General features: G+C 71.8%; 18 protein-coding genes. 15 read left to right on the top strand and 3 right to left on the bottom strand.

Translation table 11 applies throughout. The features are described from left to right. The first annotated feature begins 123 nt into the window (after positions 1 to 123). The 7 genes from ACIOC1_RS25075 (at position 124) to ACIOC1_RS25045 (ending at position 8,535) form a co-directional block, all read left to right on the top strand. Positions 124 to 1,275 carry an acyl-CoA dehydrogenase family protein gene (locus tag ACIOC1_RS25075; protein WP_401856412.1) on the top strand — a complete coding sequence of 384 codons (1,152 nt, stop codon included), beginning with the start codon at positions 124 to 126 and terminating at the stop codon, positions 1,273 to 1,275. Between the two features lie 3 nt (positions 1,276 to 1,278). Next, positions 1,279 to 2,397 carry an acyl-CoA dehydrogenase family protein gene (locus tag ACIOC1_RS25070; protein ID WP_401856411.1) on the top strand — a complete coding sequence of 373 codons (1,119 nt, stop codon included), beginning with the start codon at positions 1,279 to 1,281 and terminating at the stop codon, positions 2,395 to 2,397. Positions 2,398 to 2,558: 161 nt separating this feature from the next. Then, on the top strand, positions 2,559 to 3,551 hold the full coding sequence (locus ACIOC1_RS25065; protein WP_401856410.1) for a zinc-binding dehydrogenase: 993 nt from the start codon (positions 2,559 to 2,561) through the stop codon (positions 3,549 to 3,551). Positions 3,552 to 3,637: 86 nt separating this feature from the next. Next, on the top strand, positions 3,638 to 4,909 hold the full coding sequence (locus ACIOC1_RS25060) for a cytochrome P450 (protein ID WP_401856409.1): 1,272 nt from the start codon (positions 3,638 to 3,640) through the stop codon (positions 4,907 to 4,909). Between the two features lie 79 nt (positions 4,910 to 4,988). After that, complete coding sequence (locus ACIOC1_RS25055) at positions 4,989 to 5,846, top strand: SDR family NAD(P)-dependent oxidoreductase (RefSeq protein ID WP_401856408.1); 858 nt, start codon at positions 4,989 to 4,991, stop codon at positions 5,844 to 5,846. Continuing rightward, positions 5,846 to 7,090 carry a cytochrome P450 gene (locus ACIOC1_RS25050; RefSeq protein ID WP_401856407.1) on the top strand — a complete coding sequence of 415 codons (1,245 nt, stop codon included), beginning with the start codon at positions 5,846 to 5,848 and terminating at the stop codon, positions 7,088 to 7,090. Before ACIOC1_RS25055 ends, ACIOC1_RS25050 begins: the two co-directional genes overlap by 1 nt. 53 nt (positions 7,091 to 7,143) lie before the next feature. Further along, on the top strand, positions 7,144 to 8,535 hold the full coding sequence (locus tag ACIOC1_RS25045; RefSeq protein ID WP_401856406.1) for an MFS transporter: 1,392 nt from the start codon (positions 7,144 to 7,146) through the stop codon (positions 8,533 to 8,535). On the opposite strand, the gene ACIOC1_RS25040 is transcribed toward ACIOC1_RS25045, so the two are convergent. Genes ACIOC1_RS25040 through ACIOC1_RS25030 form a run of 3 tightly spaced genes read right to left on the bottom strand, consistent with a single transcriptional unit; the run spans position 8,482 to position 10,966 of the window. Then, positions 8,482 to 9,270: a hypothetical protein gene (locus tag ACIOC1_RS25040; RefSeq protein ID WP_401856405.1), complete on the bottom strand. Its 789-nt coding sequence runs from the start codon at positions 9,268 to 9,270 to the stop codon at positions 8,482 to 8,484. The two genes, ACIOC1_RS25045 and ACIOC1_RS25040, sit on opposite strands and share 54 nt — an antisense overlap. Next, positions 9,267 to 10,460 carry a CoA transferase gene (locus tag ACIOC1_RS25035; protein ID WP_401856404.1) on the bottom strand — a complete coding sequence of 398 codons (1,194 nt, stop codon included), beginning with the start codon at positions 10,458 to 10,460 and terminating at the stop codon, positions 9,267 to 9,269. The genes ACIOC1_RS25040 and ACIOC1_RS25035 overlap by 4 nt, the downstream gene beginning before the upstream one ends. Beyond that, positions 10,457 to 10,966 carry a VOC family protein gene (locus ACIOC1_RS25030; protein ID WP_188284259.1) on the bottom strand — a complete coding sequence of 170 codons (510 nt, stop codon included), beginning with the start codon at positions 10,964 to 10,966 and terminating at the stop codon, positions 10,457 to 10,459. Before ACIOC1_RS25030 ends, ACIOC1_RS25035 begins: the two co-directional genes overlap by 4 nt. A 201-nt stretch (positions 10,967 to 11,167) precedes the next feature. Here ACIOC1_RS25030 and ACIOC1_RS25025 point away from each other — a divergent pair, with 201 nt between their 5' ends. The 8 genes from ACIOC1_RS25025 to ACIOC1_RS24990 all read left to right on the top strand — a co-directional run bounded on the left by ACIOC1_RS25025 (position 11,168) and on the right by ACIOC1_RS24990 (position 20,913). Further along, positions 11,168 to 12,031: a branched-chain amino acid ABC transporter permease gene (locus ACIOC1_RS25025; RefSeq protein WP_355342471.1), complete on the top strand. Its 864-nt coding sequence runs from the start codon at positions 11,168 to 11,170 to the stop codon at positions 12,029 to 12,031. Further along, positions 12,028 to 13,935 (top strand): ATP-binding cassette domain-containing protein, encoded by a 1,908-nt coding sequence (locus ACIOC1_RS25020; RefSeq protein WP_401856403.1) that lies wholly within the window; start codon positions 12,028 to 12,030, stop codon positions 13,933 to 13,935. The genes ACIOC1_RS25025 and ACIOC1_RS25020 overlap by 4 nt, the downstream gene beginning before the upstream one ends. Then, on the top strand, positions 13,932 to 14,654 hold the full coding sequence (locus tag ACIOC1_RS25015) for an ABC transporter ATP-binding protein (protein WP_401856402.1): 723 nt from the start codon (positions 13,932 to 13,934) through the stop codon (positions 14,652 to 14,654). The genes ACIOC1_RS25020 and ACIOC1_RS25015 overlap by 4 nt, the downstream gene beginning before the upstream one ends. 188 nt (positions 14,655 to 14,842) lie before the next feature. After that, positions 14,843 to 17,029, top strand: a complete 2,187-nt coding sequence (locus tag ACIOC1_RS25010; RefSeq protein ID WP_401856401.1) for an acetate--CoA ligase family protein — start codon at positions 14,843 to 14,845, stop codon at positions 17,027 to 17,029. Beyond that, complete coding sequence (locus ACIOC1_RS25005) at positions 17,026 to 18,426, top strand: CaiB/BaiF CoA transferase family protein (protein ID WP_401856400.1); 1,401 nt, start codon at positions 17,026 to 17,028, stop codon at positions 18,424 to 18,426. The genes ACIOC1_RS25010 and ACIOC1_RS25005 overlap by 4 nt, the downstream gene beginning before the upstream one ends. Next, positions 18,423 to 19,328: an enoyl-CoA hydratase/isomerase family protein gene (locus ACIOC1_RS25000; RefSeq protein ID WP_355342456.1), complete on the top strand. Its 906-nt coding sequence runs from the start codon at positions 18,423 to 18,425 to the stop codon at positions 19,326 to 19,328. Before ACIOC1_RS25005 ends, ACIOC1_RS25000 begins: the two co-directional genes overlap by 4 nt. Further along, entirely contained in the window at positions 19,325 to 20,056 is a 732-nt protein-coding gene (locus ACIOC1_RS24995; protein WP_391163032.1) for an enoyl-CoA hydratase-related protein, read from the top strand. The genes ACIOC1_RS25000 and ACIOC1_RS24995 overlap by 4 nt, the downstream gene beginning before the upstream one ends. Further along, positions 20,053 to 20,913, top strand: coding sequence for an enoyl-CoA hydratase/isomerase family protein (locus ACIOC1_RS24990; protein WP_401856399.1), 861 nt, complete (start codon positions 20,053 to 20,055; stop codon positions 20,911 to 20,913). Before ACIOC1_RS24995 ends, ACIOC1_RS24990 begins: the two co-directional genes overlap by 4 nt. The last annotated feature ends 22 nt before the right edge of the window (positions 20,914 to 20,935 follow it).

Here is a 20,935-nt window from a genome sequence, read left to right as displayed (position 1 = left end):
GAGTCCCGGTCCTCGGCGGCTGGGCCGGGCACCGGGGCGTTCGCGCTTCTTGACGGGGGTTCGGGTGGCGTGCCACGGTGAGGATATTACTTAGGGATGTTAAGTGATTCCTCGAGGAGCCGTATGAAGCTGAGGTTGTCGCCCGAGGACGCGGCCTTCCGTGACGGGTTGCGGCGGTTCTTCACCACGCGGGTGCCGGGGCACATTCGGGAGACGGTGGCGGCGCGCGAGGAGTTGACCAAGGAGCAGATGGTCGAGTCGATGCGGACGCTCGACGCGGCCGGGATCGCGGTGCCCAACTGGCCGGTCGAGTGGGGCGGGAGGGACTGGACGCCGCTGCGACGGCACATCTGGCACGAGGAGATGCAGGCGGCCTGCGTTCCGCCGCCGGTCACCTTCAACGCCTCGATGGTCGGCCCGGTCATCGCCGCGTTCGGCTCGCGGGAGCTCAAGGAGCGCTTCCTGCCGGCCACCCGGAACGTCGACATCTGGTGGTCGCAGGGCTTCTCCGAGCCCGACGCCGGTTCCGACCTGGCCGCTCTGCGCACCTCGGCCGTACGCGACGGCGGGCACTATGTCGTCAACGGCCAGAAGACCTGGACCTCCTACGCCCAGTACGGCGACTGGATCTTCACGCTGGTGCGCACTGATCCGGACGCCCCGCGCAAGCAGGCCGGCATCTCCTTCCTCCTGATCGACATGGCCTCGCCGGGCGTCACCGTCCGGCCGATCCAGCTCATCGACGGCGGGAGCCTGGTCAACGAGGTCTTCTTCGAGGACGTGCGCGTCCCCGTCGACAACCTCGTCGGCCAGGAGAACCACGGGTGGGACTACGCCAAATTCCTCCTCGGCAACGAGCGGGTGGGGATCGCGGGCGTGGGCGGGACCAAGTGGCTGCTGGCGCAGGCCAAGACATGGGCCGGGGACCGGCTGCGCGAGGATCCGCTGCTCGCGGCGGACTTCGCGCGGCTGGAGAACGACCTGCTGGCGGTCGAACTGACCTCGATCCGGGTCGCCGCCGACTCGGCGGACGGCAAGGCGCAGCCCGCCTCGTCCGTCCTCAAGCTCGCCGGATCCGAACTCCAGCAGGCCGTCACCGAACTCGTCCTCGGCCTCGCGGGCGAGCGGGGGCTCTCCGGCGACCCGGCCGCGGGCGCGCCGCCGTGGACCCGCCCGGCCGCCGCGGCCTATCTCCACCTGCGGGCCGCGAGCATCTACGGCGGCTCCAACGAGGTGCAACGACAGATCATCGCCGGCACGATCCTGGGGCTGTGAGACATGGACTTCGACCGCACCGACGAGCAGCGCGCCCTGCGGGACGCCGTACGCGGTCTGTTGGGCACGGCCTACGCCACGGTCCAGGGCCGCCGTGACGCCACGGCCGAGGAGCCGGGATACGACGAGACCATGTGGTCCCGGCTGGCCGCGATGGGCGTCCTCGGACTGCCGTTCGCGGAAGAGGCCGGCGGCATGGGCGCGGGCCCGGTCGAAGTCGGCGTGGTGGCCGAGGAGATCGGGCGCGTACTGGCCCCCGAGCCCTTCGTCGAGGCCGTCGTCCTGTGCGGCGGCCTCCTCGCGCGGGCGGGCGGCGACGTGTCCGGGATCGCGGACGGCACCCTCCTTCCGGCGTACGTCGGCGGGCCCGGCGTCACGGCCCGGCGCCACGGCGAGCGCTGGGTGCTGGACGGCGGCGCCTCGCCCGTACTCAACGGAGCCCGTGCCGACCTGCTCGTGGTGGTCGCCGACGCCGGCGGAACACCGGCGCTCTTCACGACGGCCGGGGGCGAGCGGACCCCGTTCGGTACGTACGACGGGGGACGCGCCGCCCGGGTGACCTTCGACGCGACCGCCGCCGAGCCGCTGGGCGATCCGGCCGCCGACGCGACCGGCGTGATCGCGTACGCCCGGGCCCGCGCGCAGGTGGCGTACGCCCACGAGGCGCTCGGCGCCATGGAGCGCGCGCTGGAGATCACCCGCGACTACCTGCGCGACCGCCGCCAGTTCGGGAAACCGCTGAGCGCCTTCCAGAACCTCACCTTCCGCGCCTCCGACATGTACGTCTCGCTCGAACTCGCGCGCAGCACGGTGCTGTGGGCGTCGATGGTGCTCGCGGAAAGCGACGAGAGGGAGCGGGAGGGCGGTCAGGCGGAGAGCGGCGCGGCCGAAGGCATCGAGGCGGCGTCGCGCGCCAAGCTCCGGGCCGCCGAGTCCGGGCGGCACATCGGCCAGGAGGCGATCCAGTTGCACGGCGGGATCGGCATGACGATGGAGTACCAGGTCGGGCACTACGCGATGCGGCTCACCACCATCGAGCACCTGCTGGGCGACCGGCGCCACCACCTCTCCCGCCTGGCGGCGGCGGTCGGCGACCACCGGGCCGTGAACCCGCTGCAATAGCTGGCGCCCGGCCGCCGCAGGAGCTAACGCACGAGCCGCCGCACGAGCCGCCGCACGAGCTGACGAACGAGCCGGCGGACGAGTCGTCCGATGAGCCGGCGGGATTCTGTCGATAATCCATTAACCATGCTAATTTATTGCGCAATCCGAAAGGGGCCCCCATGGCAGGGTCGGTCACCACACACGAAGCCCGGCTCACCCACGACGGCGCGGAACCCCTCACCGCCGGTTCGTTCGAGGTGGCCGAACGGGAACTGCCCCCGGCGGTCGACGGCGAGATCCTCGTCGAGGTCCGGTACGCCTCCCTCGATCCCTCGCAGCGGATCCGGCTCCGGTCGGAGGGCGCCGGTTTCGTCCCGCCCGCCGGAGTCGTCGGCACCGTCGTGGAGTCCCGGAGCGACGCGTTCGAGGTCGGGGACACGGTGACCGCGCCGGGCGCCTGGGCCACCGCGGTCCGCGTCCCGGCCGCGAGCGCCGAGCGGTACGACGCCCCGGAGGGTGTGGCCCTCCACCACGCGGTCGGTCTGCTCGGACTGACCGGTCTGACCGCCTACTTCGGGGTACGGCGGGTGCTCCGCCCGCGTCGCGGCGAGAAGATCGTCGTGACTGGCGCCTTCGGGGGAGTGGGCCAGGTCGCCGCGCAGCTCATCGCCGCGAGCGGCGCCGACGTCCTCGGCGTCGTGGGCGGCCCCGACAAGGCGCACGGCCTCAAGCGGCTCGGCATCACCGCCGTCGACCACCGGGCTCCGGACTGGACCGCCGAGGTCGACCGCTGGGCGCCCGAAGGGCTGCACGCGGTCTTCGACAACGTGTGGGGCGAGACGTCCGCACGGCTGGTCGAGCGGCTGGGACCGCTCGGCCGCGTCGCCCTGTGCGGGCAGATGTCCGGCATCGGCGAGGCGGTGGTCCCGCCGCTGCCGCTGGACAACTGGTTCCGGCTGGTGACCCGTTCGCTGACCGTCCAGGGTTTCCGCGCGGCCGACTTCGCCGCCGAGAACGCCGACGCGCGCCGGGCGCTCGCGGACATGATCGCCTCGGGCGCCCTCGACCAGGAGATCCACCTGGCGCCCGGCCTGGCCGCCGCGGGCCCGGCCTTCGCCGACCTGCTCACCGGCCACGTCGTCGGCAAGCTCGTCGTAGCGGTGCGGGAGTGAGCGACGGTGCGGGATCAAGCGGCGGTGCGGGAATGAGCGACGGTGCGGGATCGAGCAGCGGTGCGGGACCGAGCGGAGGTACGGGCATGAGCAGCGGTACGAGCGCGGGCACGGACGCCCTGCGGGACGACGTACTCGCCCTGCTGGCCGGAGACGGCGACAGACTCGCGGACCCGTACCCCACCTGGAACCGGCTGCGCGAGGAGATCCCCGTCTGGAAGCAGGGCGACGTGGTGATCCTGAGCCGGCACGAGCACGTGCACCAACTGCTCGGGGACAACAACATCCTCTACAGCCGTCAGGGCACGAAGACCTCCGCGCGCTACGAGCGCGCCAAGCGGGAGTTCAGCCCGCACGGCAGCGCCGCCTTCGGCCGGGTCCTCGACCAGGAGTTCCACCAGTTGGTGCGGATGGACCCGCCGGACCACCCGCGGGTGCGGCGGGCGGTCCAGCCGCCGTTCTCGGCGCGCAATCTGGCCCGTGAGATGCAGGACAAGGTCAGCGAACGGGTGGACCGCAATCTGACCGCGCTGGCGGCGGGCGGCGGCGAGGCCGACTTCAAGAAGTTCGCGTACTCCCTTCCGCTCCAGGTGCTCGGCGACCTCCTGGGCATACCGATCGACGACCTCGACATGGTCCACTCGTGGGCCCAGAAGATCGCCGAGAACAAGTTCAACGCTGACTCCGAGAGGGCGGCGGTCGAGGCCGACGAGGCGTACCGGCACCTGATGACGTACATCGACGTGCTCGTGGCGCGCCAGCGGGCGAGCGGGTCAGAGACCGGCCTCGTGGCCGCGCTGCTGGAATCGGAGGACAGCGGCGTGGTCTCCCACGAGGAGGCGATGGCCATGATGGCGCTGATGATCTTCGCGGGGCACGAGACGACCAGCAATCTGCTGGCCATCGGGCTGCTCGAACTGCTGCGCCATCCGGACCAGTGGGACCTGCTCGTCGCGGAGCCCGAGCGGGTCCCGGCGGCGGTGGAGGAGCTGCTGCGCTTCGTCACGCCCGCGCACTTCCTGCCGTACGTCGCGAAGGAGGGGCGGGAGGTCGACGGCGTCGCGGTCGAGGCGGGCGACACCGTCATCGGTGTGCTCGCCGCGGCCAACCGGGACCCCGCGGTCTTCGCGCGGCCGGACGAGCTGGACATCGCCCGCTCCGACAGCCGCGCGCACGTCTCGCTCGGCCTCGGGCCGCACTTCTGCCTGGGGGCCGGTCTGGCGCGGATGGAGGCGACGGCGCTGTTCGGCACGATCGCGCGCAGGTTCCCCGGCGCGCGGCCGGTCGAGGCCGACCTGCGCTGGGGCGGCCGTTCACTGCGTACGCCACTGGCCATGCCGGTCCGACTGCTGGGCTGATCGGATGCCGTGACGGCGGCCGATCCCGTGCCTTGACGGTGGCGGGCAGCACTCCTATCGTGTTATTTCACATTGCTAAATGAATGATCGGGAGGTTCCGGTGCGCTACCTCATCACGGGCGCGGGCAGTGGGATCGGACGTGCGGTGGCGACCCTGGCCGCGCGCGCGGCCGGGAGCGAAGGAGCCGGGCAGGCGCGGCTCGCGCTGCTCGACCGCGACGCCGGGGCCATCGAGGCGGTCGCCGCCGAACTCCGGGGGACCGGCGCCGAATGCCTGCCGCTGGCCGTCGACCTGAGCGACCCGGCGGCGGTCGGCAAGGCGGTGGAAGAGGCCGTCTCCGCCTTCGGCGGCCTCGACGCCCTCGTGAGCAACGCCGGGATCAGCTCGGCCGACCCGCTCGAAGACCTCAGCCTGGAGACCTTCCAGCGCACGTTCGACGTCAACACCCGCGCGACCTTCCTGCTGGCACGGGCGGCCTTCCCGGCGCTCCGCGAGTCGCGCGGTGCGATCGTCGCCACCGCGTCGATCTCCGCGACGCACCCGACACCGCCGCTCGGCATGTACAGCGCGAGCAAGGCGGCGCTGAAGATGATGGTCCAGCAGATGGCGGTGGAATGGGGCCGGTACGGAATCCGGGCCAACTGCGTCTCGCCCGGCCCGACGGACACCGGCCTGACCCGTAAATCGTTCGGCGACGCGGAGGACACGGCCGCCGCGGCGAACAGGCGCTACCGCGAAGCGGTCTCCCCCATGCGGAAGATCGCGCGCGCCGAGGACATCGCCGACGCCGTGCTCTACCTCGCGGGTCCGCGCGCCGGGCATGTCACCGGCGTGGACCTGCCCGTCGACGGCGGCCTGTCGCTGACCGTCATGCCGCTCACGGGGGGCACACCCGGATACCGACTCGACGAGATCGCGCAGGAGGCGACGTCGTGATGACCGACACCACCGCTGGGACGCTGCCCGGATTCCTCTCCTCCGAGGTCGCGGCCGACCCCGACGCCTTCTACCGGCGGCTGCGGGCCGAGGCCCCCGTGCACTGGGACGACGGCTACCGCGGCTACCTGATCAGCAAGCACGCCGACGTCGGAGCCGCCTACCGCAACCCGCTGTTCTCCACCCAGAACTACGAGGTCAGCCTCCAGCCCGTCTTCGGCCGCTCGATGCTCCAGATGGACGGCGCCGAACACAGCCGCAAGAAGGCCCTGGTCACCCCGTACTTCCGCGGCAAGGGCCTGGAGAAGTGGGCGCCGGTCATCGCGCGCAATGTCGCGACGATCCTGGACCGCTCCGTCGCGTCGGCGTCCGCGCACCTCACCCGCGGCTTCCGGCCGGGCGACACCGTCGACCTGCTGGCCGACTTCGGCTACTACCTGCCGGTCTACGTGATCACCGACATGCTCGGCCTGCCGCACAGCGACTACGACCGGTTCTTCGACTGGTACAGCAGGCACGTGGCCTTCCTCGGCAACCTCGCCCGCGACCCGGAGATCGACGAACTCGGCCGCCGGGCCACCAAGGAACTCTGGGAGTACCTCGCCCCCGTGATCGAGGACCGCCGCTCGCACCTCGGCGACGACCTCATCTCCGGGCTGATCACCGCCGAGATCGACGGCGAGCGCCTGGACGACCTCGAAATCCTCACCCACGTCACGCAGTTGCTCAACGCCGGGTCCGAGACCACCGGCAAGGCGCTGGCCAGTATGTTCGCCTATCTGCTGCGCGAGCGGACGCTGTTCGAGGAGGTACGGGACGACCGCTCGCAGGTCGTCCCCGCGATCAGCGAGACCCTGCGGATCAGCCCGCCGTCCCAGATGAACGGCCGCAAGGTCACCCAGGACGTCGAGGTCAAGGGCACCCTGCTGCCCGCGGGCACCCTGGTGATGCTCCTCATGGCCTCGGCCAACCGCGACGAGGACCGGTTCTCCGACCCGGACACCTTCGACTTCCACCGGCCCGACCTCGACCACGCCAAGACGTTCACCGCGGCCGGTGACACCTTCGCCTTCGGCTCGGGGCGGCACTTCTGCCTCGGCGCGATGCTCGCCAAGTCCGAGCTGGAGATGGCCTCGAACGTCCTGCTCGACCGGTTCCCCGGCATGCGCCTGGCCGACGGGTTCGAGCCCGCGTGGTCGGGCCTGAAGATGCGGTCGGTGGACAGGCTGACGGTGACCCTCTGAACGACCGGCCGCCGGGGCCGGGGGCGCGCGGGCGTGCCCTGTCGGCACTGCTGGTGTCCGCCGCCCTGGTCTCGGCGGCGGTCGTCACCCTCGGCGCCCCGCTCGTGCCGCGGGTCCAGCAGACCTTCGGCGTCGGCACCGAGGCGTCCCAGTGGTCGTACACGATCACCCTGCTCGTCGGCGCCACCTTGACCCCGCTGCTCGGCCGGCTCGCCGACGGACGGCGGCGAAGACCCGCGATGGTCGTGGTGTGCGCGCTGGTCACCCTCGGATGCGCGGTCTCCGCCGCCGGGACCCACTTCGGGGTCTTCCTGGCGGGACGCGCGCTCCAGGGCGTCGCGGTGGCGCTGGTGGCGATGACCATCGCGTGCGCCCGCGACCTGTACTCGGGTCCCGCGACGGCCCGCCTGGTCGCCCTGCTGTCGATCACCACGGCGCTCGGCGCCGGGGCGGCCTACCCGCTCACGACGTTCGTGGCCGACCACTTCGGCCTGCGGGCGGCGTACGGCGGCGCCACGGTGCTCGCGCTGCTCGTCACGCTCGCGGTGGCCGCCGGTCTGCCGCGAACGGTGCCGGTGGGCCGCGACGCGCCGCTGGACGTGCCGGGCGCGGTGGTCCTGATCGCCGCCACGGCGTGCGCGCTGCTGGCCGTCAGCCAGGGCAACTCCTGGGGCTGGTCGAGCGCCGGAGTGCTCGTCCTCGGTGCAGCGGCCCTCTGCCTGTCGCTGTGGTGGATCCGGCTCGAACTGCGCGCCGCCCACCCCTTGGTGCAACTGCGGCTCTTCGCCCGGCGCGACGTCCTCGCCGCGCACCTCACCGGCCTGCTGATGGGCGTGAGCCTGTACAACACGCCCGTCCTCATCACCCGCATCGGTCTCGCCTCCCGCGACACCCGGTACGGCGCGGGGCTCAGCCTCAGCGCGATCGGTGTGGTGATGGTCCCCATCGCGCTGTGCAACTACCTGAGCAGCCGTACCGCGACGGCGCTGGCGCGGGTCAGGGGCCGACGGGTCGCGCTGGCTTCGGGAGGCGTCGTCGGCGCGCTCGGGCCGCTGATGCTGATCGAGGTCGACGGGCACCTGGCGCTGCTGGTGGCCGCGGTCGTCCTGACGTCCTGGGGAGCGGGGGCGACCTTCGGCACGCTGCCCGGCCTCATCGTCGACTCGGTCGAACCGGGCGAGACCGGCAGCGCCACCAGCGTCAACATCCTGCTGCGGGCGGTCGGCGGCGCGGTGGGCAGCGCGGTCACCGCGGCGCTGATCGGCGCGGCCCACGGACCGGCGGGGGTGGCGACGACGACCGGGCTGACCTGGGCCGCGCTCGCCTGCGCCGCCACCTGCGCGGCCTCGGTCGTGGTCAGCTGCTGTGTGCCGAGCCGCCGCGCGCGCCGGTCAGAGCCGCGGCCGGCCGCCGTCGAACCAGTCCCACTCCCACGGGCGGATTGACAGCATCGGCGTGCTCAGCAGGACGTGCTCCGCGTCGCCGGGCGCGCTGTCCCGCCCGATCCAGTCGGGCCGCGCGTCCTCGACGCGAGCGCTTGTCTCCAGGACGTCGCCGTCGAGGTACAGCACGCGCACCGTCAGACCGTCGTCGGCGCTCCCGGCCGGTGACCCGAACCCGCCCGCGCCCTCGGCGAACCGGTACGTCGCCGCGCCCGCGACACCGGGCACCGCGAGCACCGCCGGGATCAACTCCCGGTCCAGCGCGGCGAAACGGGCCGCGCCCGCGGGCTCGGCGGGAGCGGCCGTCCTGGACAGCGTGAGGTGGACGCCCCGGTGCGGGCGGTGCGGGAGCGCCGCCGCCGCGACGAGGACGCGCGGGGCCGCGTACTCCTTGACCGGGTGGAAGAAGCCGACCGGGCGTCGTTCGGTCCAGGGCAGTTCGGGGCGGCGGCCCCACCACAGGGCGCGCTGGTTGAGGTCGGTCCACTCCCGCAGCGCGGACTCCAGCGGGGCACGGAACCCGTAGGCGACGGCGTACTGGACGGGTGCGTAGGCGTCGTCGCCGACATGGCCGGCCGCCGCGCACCGCGGGGTGCGGACCCAGCGGTCCCCCCAGGCGACGCCGGGGAGCAGCGCGTTCTCCGGCAGGTGGTCGAGCTGGTGCCACGCGTTGTACTCGGCGTGCCGGGTGGCGTCGGCGAGGTGCGTGAAGGTGAGGAAGAGCCGGTCGGTGCTCATATCGGGCGGCTTTCGACCCGCGGCTCTTCGGCAGGTGCCCGCGACCACTCGCGCAGGACCGCGTCGTTGTCGGCGCCGAGCCGGGGCGCGGGGGCGGGCGTGTCCTGCCCCCATCCGGCCGACCGCGTGACCGGACCCGGTACGGGGAACACGCCGACGCCCGGCTGATCCACCTGGTGGAACAGGTCGTTGGCGGTCACGAGCGGATCGCGGACGAATTCGCCGACGGTCCGGTAGTCGCCCCACAGGACGTGCCCGGCGTCGAGCGCGGCGACGGCCTCGGTGTGGGTGTGCGCGGAGAACCACGGCGCGAGGATCGCCGAGATCAGGTCCCGGTGCTCGTACCGCGCCGCCTCGTCGCCGAAGTCCACGCCGAGCGTGCGCTGAAGGCTGTCGAGGACGGTACGTGTGCCGGTCAGTCCGACGAGCTTGTCCCAGTGCCTGGCGGTCAGGGCGACGACCATGACCCGGCGGCCGTCGCCGGTCGCGAAGTCGCAACCGTAGCTGCCGTAGAGGTAGTTGCCGTCGCGCAGCCGTCCCGCGCCGTTCACCACCGCGTCGGCGACGAAGCCGAGGTGGGCCATGGTCGCGGCGGCGACGTCCGCGAGGTTGACCTCGACGAGCCGGCCGCGACCGGTGGCGGCGCGTTCGGTGTGCGCCGCGAGCAGGGCCAGCGCCACGTGCAGACCGGTGAGCAGGTCCCAGGCGGGCAGGACGTGGTTGACCGGGAGCGAGGAGTCCACGGGCCCGGTGAGCCAGGGCAGGCCCACCTCGGAGTTGATCGTGTAGTCGACCGCCGGACGCCCGTCGCCGCGCCCCCCGATGTGGGCGACGATGACATCGGGCCTGACGCGGCGCAGTTCCTGGTAGTCCAGCCACGACTGGCCGACCGCGTTGGTGACCAGCAGGCCGTGGCCGCCGCCCGGTGCGGCCAGCAGCTCGCGCACCACGTCGCGCCCGGACTCCGACCGCAGATCGGCCTCGACCGAGCGCTTGCCCTTGTTGAGCCCTGCCCAGTACAGGCTGGTGCCGTCCGCGCCGCGCGGCAGCCGCCGGGTGTCCGTGGCGCCGCCGACGGGGTCCACCCGTACGACGTCCGCGCCGAGTTGGGCGAGCGTCATCGTCGCGGAGGGGCCCGCCACGTACGTCGACAGGTCGAGGACGTGGAGTCCGGTCAGCGGCCCGCTCATGCGAACGGGGAGACGTACGGGATGTTCTTGGCGGCGGCGGCCTCGGCGATCCAGCCGTCGATCTGCTCGGCCACCTCGTGCGAGACCAACTCGATCCACATGCCGGGGGATTCGGGGTTGTAGTGGAAGGTGGCGCGGCCGATGCCGCCGTCCTCGGCGACGCCGTTCAGCTCGCGCCGGTATCCCCTGGCCTCCAGCGCCGCCGCCGCGGCGCGCAGGTCGTCGGTGTAGTAGCCGAGGTGGTGGACCCTGCGCCCGCCCGTCACGTTGAGGTACGGCGCCGGGTCGATCTGCTCCAGCAGCTCGATGAAGTGCGGGCCCTGGAGCGAGTAGGTGAAGCGGACCTCGCGCCCGACGACGCCGTCGGGGCACTCCAGCGGAACGGTCGAGGTCAGCGGCGGTGCCCAGTCCAGGCGCAGGGCGTCGCCCATGGCCGCCATCGCCTTGTCGAGGCTGTCCACGATCATGCCGGTGTGGTACAGCCGGAGCAGCGGCTCGGTGCTCATGAAGGGCCCCTCTCTGTGGTCGGGCGACGAACGTTACATCATGCTAAGTAAATCCGGCAGTGCCGACGCGGGCCGACGCGAGCCGACGCGGAAGGTTTCCGACGACCCCTTGACAGGGGTGATCCGCGACCTCAGTCTCATAGCAGTTAGCCATGTGAAAGATTCTGGTGCGGACCGTTCCTGGGCACAAGGGAGTGCGCAATGATCTCGCTGGTCGTGACCGGCCTCTCGCAGGCGGCGGTGCTGATTCCGCTGGTCCTGGCGGTGAGTCTGGTGTTCCGTGTGAGCGGAGTCGTCAACTTCGGCGCCGGGAACTTCTGCGTCTTCGCCGGTGCCGCGTGCGCCTCCTGGGGGGCCGGCAACAGCGGTCTCGGCGTCGTCCTGACGATCGTGGTCGGCGGTGTCCTGGGCGCCGCCTGCTACGCGATCGCGATCGTGCCCGCGCAGCGCAAGAAGGTGCCGGTCATCGGCCTGACCCTCGCCACCCTCGGCTTCGGACTCCTGCTCAACTTCCTGACCCGCACGTGGTTCGGCGGCGAGCCCTCGATCGTGCAGCCCTGGATCCACGGCTCGGTCTCGATCGGCAGTTACGAGACCTCCAAGCAACGGCTGCTGGTCATCGGCCTGTCGCTCCTCCTGCTGCTCGTGATGTGGTTCCTGTTCGACCGGACGCTCATCGGGCACCACCTGTCCGCCGTCTCCTTCGACCACGAACTGGCGCAGGTCTACGGCGTCCGCACGATGCGGTTCGAACTGCTCGCCTGGGTGGTCTCGGGCGCCTGCCTGGTCATCGGCGGCATCTTCCAGGCCTCGCTCGGCAGCGTCTCGGTCGACGTCGCGCCCACCCTCCTCGTCCTGAGCCTGGTCGGCGCCGTCATCGGCGGCCTCGGAAGTCTCTTCGGCGCGGTGGGCGGCGCCGTCGTGGCCGGCTTCGTGATGACCTTCACCGACCAGCACATCGCCGCCAGTTACCACCTGACCTCACTCTTCGTGATCCTGTCCCTGGTGCTGCTCGTGCGGCCGACAGGGCTGTTCACCTTCCGCGGAACGGCTGAGCGCGTATGAGCACCATCGGACTGGACAAGGCCGCACCGCGCGAGGTGAGCGGCGCCCCGAAGAGACCCGAAGGAATACGCAAGGCACTGACCTCGGTCTGGGCCAAACATGTCGCGGGCCCACTGGTCCTGGTGATCGTCGGACTCGTCGCCAGCGGCAACGACTACTACGTCCACCTGGCGTCCGCCGGAGTCATCGCGTACATCCTCACGACGGCCTTCAACATCGTCTACGGCTACGCGGGCATCTTCAATCTCTCGGTCGTCATCACCTACGGCGTCGGGGCCTTCACCAGCGTCTATCTCGAAGTCCGGTTCGGAATGCCGTTCTGGCCCGCGCTGCTGATCTCCGTCGCGGTCACCACCGTGCTCTCCGTTCTCGTGGCGGTTCCCACCCGAGGGCTCAACGAGCTGTTCCTCGCCATCCAGACGCTCGCCTTCGCGCTCGCGCTCGCCGAAGTCATGGTGAACTGGCACGAGTTCAGCGGCGGCACGATCGGCATCTACTCGATTCCGCTGCCCACGTTCTTCGGCCACCAGCTCATCAGCGGCTATCTCTCGTACTACTGGCTCGCCGCGTTCTTCGCGTGGCTCACGTACGAACTCGTCCTGCGCATCCACCTGTCGGCGATGCGGCGCAAACTGACCGCGCTGCGCGAGGGGCCGCGCGTCCTCGCCTCGGTGGGGGTCTCGCCCGACTCGACGCGGCTGGTCGCCTTCGCGATCTCCGGCGGCCTCGCCGGACTCGCCGGGGTGCTCTTCGCCCACTTCCAGCTCGTGATCGACCTGGAGACCTTCAGCTTCACCCGCCTGGTCGCGCTGCTGCTCGCCGCGATCCTCGGCGGAAGCGGCTACTTCCTCGGCCCGGTGTTCGGCGTCGTCGCCATCCTGGTGATGGACGAGCTGTCGCTGGCCACCAGCCAGGCCCAGGACCTGGTCTACGGCGTGGGCATCCTGGTGCTCGTCGTGCTCACCCGCGGCGGCATCGCGGGCGGTCTGGACAACCTCGTGACGTGGCTGATCAGGCGCCGACGGCCGGACGAAGCGGCAGAACCCACCGGCGAGTTGGAGCCGCGGGAACCGGGCCTGGCCGTCGCCGAGACGGTGACCCAGGTGACCCACCGCCTCGCGGACTCGGTCAGGGCCGTGCACCGGGACGCACGGGTCGAGGTGCGCGGAGTGTCGGTCGCCTTCGGCGGCAACACCGCGGTCAACGACGTCTCGCTCTCCTTCGCGACCGGTGAGGTCATCGGACTCATCGGCCCCAACGGCGCGGGCAAGACCACCCTCCTGAACGCGATCACCGGGGACGTCCGGGCGACCGGCTCCGTGCGCCTCGGCGACGACGAGATCCTCGGCACGCCCGCGCAGAACCTCGTACGGGCGGGCATCGGCCGGACGTTCCAGAGCCCGAAGGTCATCCCCGAACTGACCCTGCTGGAGAACGTCATGCTCGCCGGGGACGGCATCGGCAAGGTCGGCTGGCTCCGCCAGTCGCTGCTGAGCCCGGCCGCCCGCAAGCAGGCGCTGGCCGGACGCGACCGGGCGATGACCCTGCTCACCGACCTCGCCCTCGCCGACCGCGCCAGGAGCCTGGCCGCGGACCAGCCGTACGGCGTGCTCCGCCTGGTCGAGATCGCCCGCAATCTGATGCTCGACCCGGCGTTCCTGCTGCTGGACGAACCCGGCGCGGGACTCACCGAGTTCGAACGCCAGGAGATCGCCGCGACCGTCCGCGCGCTCGGCGCCCGCGACCTCGGGGTGGTCCTGGTCGACCACAATCTTCCGCTGATCACCAGCGCCTGCGACCGCGTCTACGTCCTGGACCACGGCCAGGTCATCGCGGAGGGCCCGCCCGACGAGGTCTTCGCACAGCAAGAGGTCATCTCCGCCTACCTGGGGGTTCCCGGATGAGCACGCCGCTTCTCGACGTCACCGGCCTGACGGCCGGCTACGGCGACCACCAACCCGTACTCCACGACGTCTCCTTCACCCTCGCCGAGGGCGAACTGCTCGGCCTGGTCGGGATGAACGGCGCGGGCAAGACGACCCTGATGCGCGCCCTCAGCGGCGGCCTCAAGCCCCGGTCGGGGAAGGTCTCCTTCCAGGGCGAGCGGATGAACGGATTCTCGACGGCCGCCAGCGTCCGCAAGGGGATCGTGATCGTGCCGGAGGGGCACCGCGTCCTGCGCCCGCTCACGGTCGAGGAGAATCTGCAGATCTCCGCGATGCGGCTGAGCAGGCGCGCCGTGCGGCGCGCGATCGCCGAGAAGCAGGCCCTGGTCTACGAGTTGTTCCCGATCCTGGCGGAGCGCCGCACGCAGCTCGCGGGCCTGCTCTCGGGCGGGGAGCAGCAGATGCTCTCCCTGGCCCGCGCCGTCATCCAGCGGCCCAGACTGCTGCTCCTGGACGAGCCGTCGCTGGGGCTCGCCCCGGTCGTGATCGAGAAGATCTACGCGTCCCTGCGGGCCCTCCAGGCCGAGGGCATCTCGATGATGGTCGTCGAGCAGAACAGCGACCGCCTGGCCAGGGCCAGCGAACGGCTGATCGTCCTGCGCGACGGCCGGATCGCCGCCACCGGCACGCCGTCCTCCCTCCAGGGGGCCGAGCTCAACGCCGCCTACTTCGGCTGAGCGGCCGGGTCGCCCAGGTGTCCGGCCGCAGGGCCATGTGCGATACTTTACGTGGCTAAATAAATTGCCCCACGTCCTTCGCCCACGTCCTTCGCGCGACATCCCTTCGCCCGACCTTCCCCGCCCGAATCCCCGCCTGAATCCCACGGTCCGATCTCCATCGCCCGACTCCCGAGGAGTTACGCCCCATGCTCACCGTTGACTACGCGGCACGACGCTCGATCGTCGAGCCGGACAGGCTGCGCCGCTTCTTCGGCGCCCGCAGTATCGCGGTCGTGGGAGCATCGCCGAGCTCCAGTTGGGCGCGCAATCTCCTCAACGCCCTCGAACTCGGCGGCGGGGTGCGGGACGTGCGCTTCGTCCACCCCAAGTACGGCGAGGTGTTCGGCAAACCGACCGTCCCGACGCTGCGGGACCTCGAAAAGCCCGTCGACATGGCCTACATCATGGTCGGCCCGAGCCGGGTCGACGCCATCCTCGAGGACGCCGCCGCGGCGGGTATCAAGAACGCGGTCATCCTCGCCTCCGGATACGGGGAGTCCGGAGCCGACGGACGCGACCGGCAGCGGCGGCTGGCGCGGAGCGCGGTCGATCTCGACCTGACGCTCATGGGCCCGAACACCATCGGATTCATCAACGCGGTGGACGGGGTGGTGCCCTGGGCCGTCGCCACCGAGTCCGCACCCGTGGCCGGTCCGGTCGGCGCCGTCTTCGAGAGCGGTTCGATGGCGCGGGCGACGTATCAGTTCGCCCAGGCGCACGGCGTGGGCTCCACGCTGTGGGCGTCGGTGGGCAACTCGGCCGTACTGACCAGCCTGGACGTCCTCGACTACCTGATCGAGGACGAGAGCACCCGCGCCATCGCCCTGTTCCTGGAGACCGTGCGCGAGCCGGACCGGCTCTTCGAACTCGGCACGAAGGCGCTGCGGGCGGGCAAGCCGATCGTGGTCTACAAGGCCGGGCGGAGCGAGGAGGGCATGCGCTCCGCCATGGCGCACACCGGTGCCATGGCCACCGACGACGCCGTCGTGGACGCGGCGTTCCGGCAGGCGGGCATGGTCCGCGTCGAGAGCGTCGAGGAACTGGTCGCGACCGCCGGGGTGTTCGGCTACAGCCCGCGGCTCCCGGACGGCCGCCGCATGGGCGTCGTGACCTCGTCCGGCGGCGGCTGCAACATCATCGCCGACCTCGCCTCGGTCAACGGCCTGGCCCTGCCCGGCTGGCAGGAGGACACCGGCGCCAAACTGGCCGCGCACCTGCCGGAGTTCGCCTCGATCCTCAACCCCCTCGACACCACCGGCTTCGGCCACGCCCGCGCCAGACCCCGGCCGACGAAGGCCGAGGACGACCTCATGGAGATCGCGGTCGAGGACTCCGGGATCGACTTCATGTTCTCGATGATGACGCCGCTGCCGGACGAGCGCCCCGAGGACCCGACGTTCATCGAGAGCCGGATGAAGATCATCGGTGAGATCGTGGCCGCCTCGCCCGTACCGGTCTTCCTCTCGTCCAACACCTGCCTGGACATCTCGCCGTACGCCCTGTCGCTGCTCTCCGAGAACAAGCTGTTCCTGCTGCCCGGCGTCGACCTCGCGATCACCTCCCTCGGGCATGTGGCCCGGTGGGTCGAGCAGCGCGACGCGCTTCGGGTGACGGCGAGCGGGACCGGGGAAGTGCCGCCCGCCGCGGTCGGCGACGGGCCGACGGCCGGCACCTGGGCGGAGGACGAGGGGCGGGCCCTGCTGGAGGCGGCCGGTGTGCCGATCGTCCCGGCCGTGCTCGTCCACTCCGCGGCCGAGGCGGCGGGCGCGGCGGCCAAGGCCGGCGGCCCGGTGGCGATGAAGATCTGCTCGCGGGCCGTCGCGCACAAGTCCGACGTCGGCGGGGTCGTCCTCGGCGTCGAGGGCGCCGGGGCCGCGGCGACGGCGTACGACTCGATCACAGCGACGGTGGCGCGGAACGTCCCCGGCGCCGACCTGCGCGGTGTGCTCGTCTCGCCGATGCGGGAGCCGGGACAGGAACTCCTCGTCGGCGTCACGGTCGACTCGACCTTCGGACCGGTGCTCGCGGTGGGCCTCGGCGGCATCTGGGTGGAGGTCATGAAGGACACCAGCCTGCGAGTGCTGCCCGTCGACGCCCGCGAAGTGCGCCGGATGCTGGGGGAGTTGAAGGGCGCCGCCCTGCTGCGCGGCGCACGCGGCAGCACGGCCGCCGACCTCGACGCGCTGAGCGAGGCGATCGTGGCGATCAGCCGGGCCGCCCTGTCGGTCGGACCCAGCCTGGACACCCTGGAGGTCAACCCCCTGCGCGTCAACGGCAGTCGGGTCGAAGCGCTCGACGTACTCGTCACGGCCACGGTGGGGGAGGACGCATGACCGCGCCCGACATCGAGCGCGCGACCGCGCCTGAGGACGGATCCGGTGTCGAGCGTACGACCGCGCCTGAGGACGGAACCGGCGTCGACCGCGCGACCGCGCCTGTGGTCACCCCGGACACCGTGCCCCGGCCCGCGCCCGGCGCGCCCGAATTCCTCGCCGGAGCGCTCGACGGGATCAAGGTCCTCGACCTCACCCGCTTCCTCCAGGGCCCCTACGCGACCCGCATCCTCGCCGACCTCGGCGCGGAGGTCGTCAAGGTGGAGCGGCCGGGCGGCGAGTGGGACCGGCGGCTGCGCCAGGCCCCGGACGGATACGCCGGGTTCTTCACCGGCCTCAACCGCGGCAAGAAGTCGATCGCCGTCGACATCACCACCCCCGAGGGCCGCGACATCGTCAAGGCCCTCGCCCGCGAGTGCGACGTCGTCGTGGAGAACTTCCGGCTCGGCGTCATGGAGAAGCTGGGCCTGGGCTACGACACCCTGCGCCAGGAGAATCCGGGCATCGTCTACGCCGCCGCGTCCGGCTACGGCCCGCTGGGCCCGCGCGCCAAGGAGCCGATGTTCGACATGGTCGCGCAGGCCGTCTCCGGCCTCTCGGACTTCGTCCGCACCCCGGACGGGGCGCCCCGGCTCGCCAGCCGCGGGATGGCCGACTCGGCCGGTGCCGTCTTCCTCGCGATGGGCATCCTGACCGCGCTCCTGGCCAAGGAGCGCACCGGGCGGGGCCAGCGCGTGGACGGCTCGCTCGTCGGCTCCTGCCTGGCCATGCACACCGCCGAGGTCACCATCGCGCTGCACGGCGACGAGGTGAAGCGCACCCAGGGCCGTGTGACGTCGACCTCGGGCGCGTTCCGCTGCGGGGACGACCGCTGGATCGTCATCGGCGCCACCGACCAGAAGGTGTGGCACGGGCTGACCGCGGCCCTTGGCCGGCCCGACCTGCGCGACGATCCGCGGTTCGAGAAGAGCAGGATCCGCGAGCGGCACCGCGACGTCCTGGAGCCGGTCCTGGAGGAGATCTTCCTGACCGCCGACCGGGACACCTGGGTCGAGCGGATGCGGGACAACGGCGTACCCGTGGCTCCCGTCAACACCTTCGTCGAGGCCGCCCGCGACCCCGACGTCCTCGCGAACGGCTTCGTCGTCGAGCAGCCGGACGCGACCTGGGGGACCGTCCGCACCGTGGGCAACCCGTTCCTGCTCAGCGCCACCCCCGCGCGGGTCGGCGACTGGACACCGGAGCTGGGCGCCGACACCCGCGACGTACTCGCGCGCCTCGGCGTCCCGCAGGACCGTATCGACGCGCTCGTCGCGGACGGCGTGGTCGAGCAGGCGCGGCCCGCGCACGCGCCGTCGGAATCACCCCGAGCAACGGAAGAGGTGGGCAAGGCGTGAAGTACGGAACCCCGGAGAGCATCGCCGCCGCGGCGCGACAGGTGCTGTACGAGGCCGACCCGGCGTCCGGCATCGCGTATCTGACGCTGAACCGGCCGGAGAAGCACAACGCCATGAGCGTGCCCATGCGCGACCGAATCATCGAGCTGATGGCGCTTGCCGGGGACGACCCGACGGTGCGGGTCATCGTGATCCGGGGCAACGGGAAGTCGTTCTGCAGCGGCAACGAGATCAACGAGCAGTGGGGCCAGAAGCGCCCGCACGAGCGGCGCCGCACCCTGACGGTCGGCTACCGGTACGGCGCGGACATGGCGTGGGGCCGACTGGGCTTCAGCCAGGCGATCTCCCGCTCGCCGAAGGTCACCGTCGCCCAACTGCACGGCTACTGCGCCGCGGCGGCCTACTTCATGATCGCGTGCAAGGCCGACGTGGTGACGGCCGCCGAGGACAGCAGGATCGGCGCGCTCGAAGCGCGCTTCCTGGGCCCGGCGGGCGCGGTCGCCAGCGTGCACATCAACCGCATCCTGGGCATGAAGGCCGCCCGCCGCACCGGCTTCACCGCGATGCCGATGAGCGGGACCGAGGCGCACCACCTCGGCCTCGTCGACACCGTCACCCCGGCCGCCGAACTCGCCGCGGCCACACGGACGATCGCGGCCGACCTCGCCGCCCGGCCCCCCGGCCACCTGCTGTACCTGAAGTCGCGGCTGCGCGCCGCCGAGGGCGCGATGGACACCAGCGTCCCCTCGATCACCGGGCTGTTGGTCTCGCACTTCCTCCAATCGGGCCCGGACGAGATGGACTTCTGGAAGACCGCGAGGGACGTCGGCGTCGGCGGCGCGCTCGACGCCGACAAGAAACGCAAAGGCGCGGCCGACCCCCGCCTGGGGGTGAAGGGATGAGCGCCGTCGACCTCCGCGTGGCCGACGGCCGCGCGTACATCGAGGTGGAGAGCTTCGCCCCGCTGACGGCCCATGACCCCGCCTTCGCCGCCGAGTTGGCCGCGGCCGTCGTCGAGGCGTCGGACGACGACCACGTCAAGGCGATCGTGCTGCGCACCACGGGGCCCGACTTCGCGCCGGAGGCGGCCACCGGATTCCCGTCCGCGGCCGAGGCGCCGACCACCTGGCACCGCGCCTTCGCCGCGTCGACCGCGGTCTACCAGGCGACCTGCTTCGCGAAGAAGGTCGTGATCGCCGAGGTGCGCGGGGCGTGCCACGGGGCGGGCACCGCGCTCCTGCTCTGTACCGACCTGGCCGTCGCGAGTGAGGACGCCGTGTTCGGCTCGCCCTTCCTCGACGTGCCCGAGGCGAATTTCGTCCTGGCCGCGCTGACGGTCCGGCTCAACCGCGCCAAGTCGTGGCTGCTCAGGGGGACCGTCCACGACGCGGCCACCGCCGGGCGGATCGGGCTGGTCAACCGGGTCGTCCCGGACGGCCGGCTCCGCGCGGAGGTCGTGTCGATGACCGCCGCCGTCATCGGCATGCCGCTGGACGGCATGACGATGTCGAAGATGCTCCAGCAGGCCGTCTACGACGCGCACGGCGTGGGCCGGGAGTTCGACCTGGCCGACCACTACGCGATCCACCGCGCGGCGGTCGGGTCCGGTCTCACGGAGGAGAGCGCATGAGCGAGGGCCGGGTCGAACTGGGCAAGGACCACGAGAACCACATCGCGACCGTCACCGTACGGCGTCCCGCGACGGGCAACCTCATGACCCGCGCCATGGCCGAGCAGTTCGCGGCCCACCTCGCGGACGTCGACCGGGACGACGACGTGAAGGCCGTCCTGATCCGCGGCGAGGGCGACGACCTGTGCGCGGGCTGGGACCCGGCCGACGCCTGGGACCAGTACGTGGAGGCGCCCGGCGGATCGGTGCGCAAGCACCCGAGCCAGCGGGCGCGGCTGATCGCGCTGGACGAGGCGTGGTGGGGGAGTACGGGCCTGTACAGCCGGCTGCTGCACTGCCGGAAGGTGACGGTCGTCGAGGCGCGTGGCCGCTGCTGGGACACCGGCCTCTACCTGGCGCTCTGCGCGGACCTGGTGGTCGCGGGCGAGGACGCGACCTTCGGTTCCCCCCGGTGGCACAACGTCGGGGTGGACGGCGACATGTCGCTGCTGTTCGCGACGGTCGGCCTCAAGCGGGCCAAGGAGTTGATGTACTGCAACGTGGCCTGGTCGGCGCGGACCGCGCTCGACTACGGTCTGGTCGACCGCGTCGCCGAGGACGCGCCACGGGGGGCGGCCGAACTCGCCGCCATGTGCGCGTCGATCATGCGGGACGGCATCGTCACCGAGAAGTACGCCGTCTTCGCCTCGCTGGAGAAGCTGGGCGTCGGGCTCTCGTTCGCCGCGACCACCGTCGTCGGCGCCTCGCTGAGCAACATCCACTTCCAGCCGGGCGAGTTCAACTTCCTGCGGGAGGTGCGTCGCGAGGGCGCCGAGGCGGCCCTGGCGCGCTCACGCGAGGAGGTCGAGATCCGCTGACCGCCACCTACGGCCGGTGCCC

The organism is Streptomyces sp. NPDC088197, assembly GCF_044741185.1.
GTDB lineage: Bacteria > Actinomycetota > Actinomycetes > Streptomycetales > Streptomycetaceae > Actinacidiphila.
Note: the sequence above shows the minus strand (reverse complement) of the source record. Positions and strands in the feature narration are given on the sequence as shown.

What these genes read in the sequence shown, in the direction of transcription:
- ACIOC1_RS24995 (WP_391163032.1), top strand. Translation starts at nt 19,325, where the DNA reads ATGAGCGCCGTCGACCTCCGCGTGGCCGACGGCCGCGCGTACATCGAG.
- ACIOC1_RS25075 (WP_401856412.1), top strand. Translation starts at nt 124, where the DNA reads ATGAAGCTGAGGTTGTCGCCCGAGGACGCGGCCTTCCGTGACGGGTTG.
- ACIOC1_RS25035 (WP_401856404.1), bottom strand. Translation starts at nt 10,460, where the DNA reads ATGAGCGGGCCGCTGACCGGACTCCACGTCCTCGACCTGTCGACGTAC.
- ACIOC1_RS25010 (WP_401856401.1), top strand. Translation starts at nt 14,843, where the DNA reads ATGCTCACCGTTGACTACGCGGCACGACGCTCGATCGTCGAGCCGGAC.
- ACIOC1_RS25070 (WP_401856411.1), top strand. Translation starts at nt 1,279, where the DNA reads ATGGACTTCGACCGCACCGACGAGCAGCGCGCCCTGCGGGACGCCGTA.
- ACIOC1_RS25040 (WP_401856405.1), bottom strand. Translation starts at nt 9,270, where the DNA reads ATGAGCACCGACCGGCTCTTCCTCACCTTCACGCACCTCGCCGACGCC.
- ACIOC1_RS25065 (WP_401856410.1), top strand. Translation starts at nt 2,559, where the DNA reads ATGGCAGGGTCGGTCACCACACACGAAGCCCGGCTCACCCACGACGGC.
- ACIOC1_RS25015 (WP_401856402.1), top strand. Translation starts at nt 13,932, where the DNA reads ATGAGCACGCCGCTTCTCGACGTCACCGGCCTGACGGCCGGCTACGGC.
- ACIOC1_RS24990 (WP_401856399.1), top strand. Translation starts at nt 20,053, where the DNA reads ATGAGCGAGGGCCGGGTCGAACTGGGCAAGGACCACGAGAACCACATC.
- ACIOC1_RS25020 (WP_401856403.1), top strand. Translation starts at nt 12,028, where the DNA reads ATGAGCACCATCGGACTGGACAAGGCCGCACCGCGCGAGGTGAGCGGC.
- ACIOC1_RS25005 (WP_401856400.1), top strand. Translation starts at nt 17,026, where the DNA reads ATGACCGCGCCCGACATCGAGCGCGCGACCGCGCCTGAGGACGGATCC.
- ACIOC1_RS25050 (WP_401856407.1), top strand. Translation starts at nt 5,846, where the DNA reads ATGACCGACACCACCGCTGGGACGCTGCCCGGATTCCTCTCCTCCGAG.
- ACIOC1_RS25055 (WP_401856408.1), top strand. Translation starts at nt 4,989, where the DNA reads ATGAATGATCGGGAGGTTCCGGTGCGCTACCTCATCACGGGCGCGGGC.
- ACIOC1_RS25060 (WP_401856409.1), top strand. Translation starts at nt 3,638, where the DNA reads ATGAGCAGCGGTACGAGCGCGGGCACGGACGCCCTGCGGGACGACGTA.
- ACIOC1_RS25025 (WP_355342471.1), top strand. Translation starts at nt 11,168, where the DNA reads ATGATCTCGCTGGTCGTGACCGGCCTCTCGCAGGCGGCGGTGCTGATT.
- ACIOC1_RS25030 (WP_188284259.1), bottom strand. Translation starts at nt 10,966, where the DNA reads ATGAGCACCGAGCCGCTGCTCCGGCTGTACCACACCGGCATGATCGTG.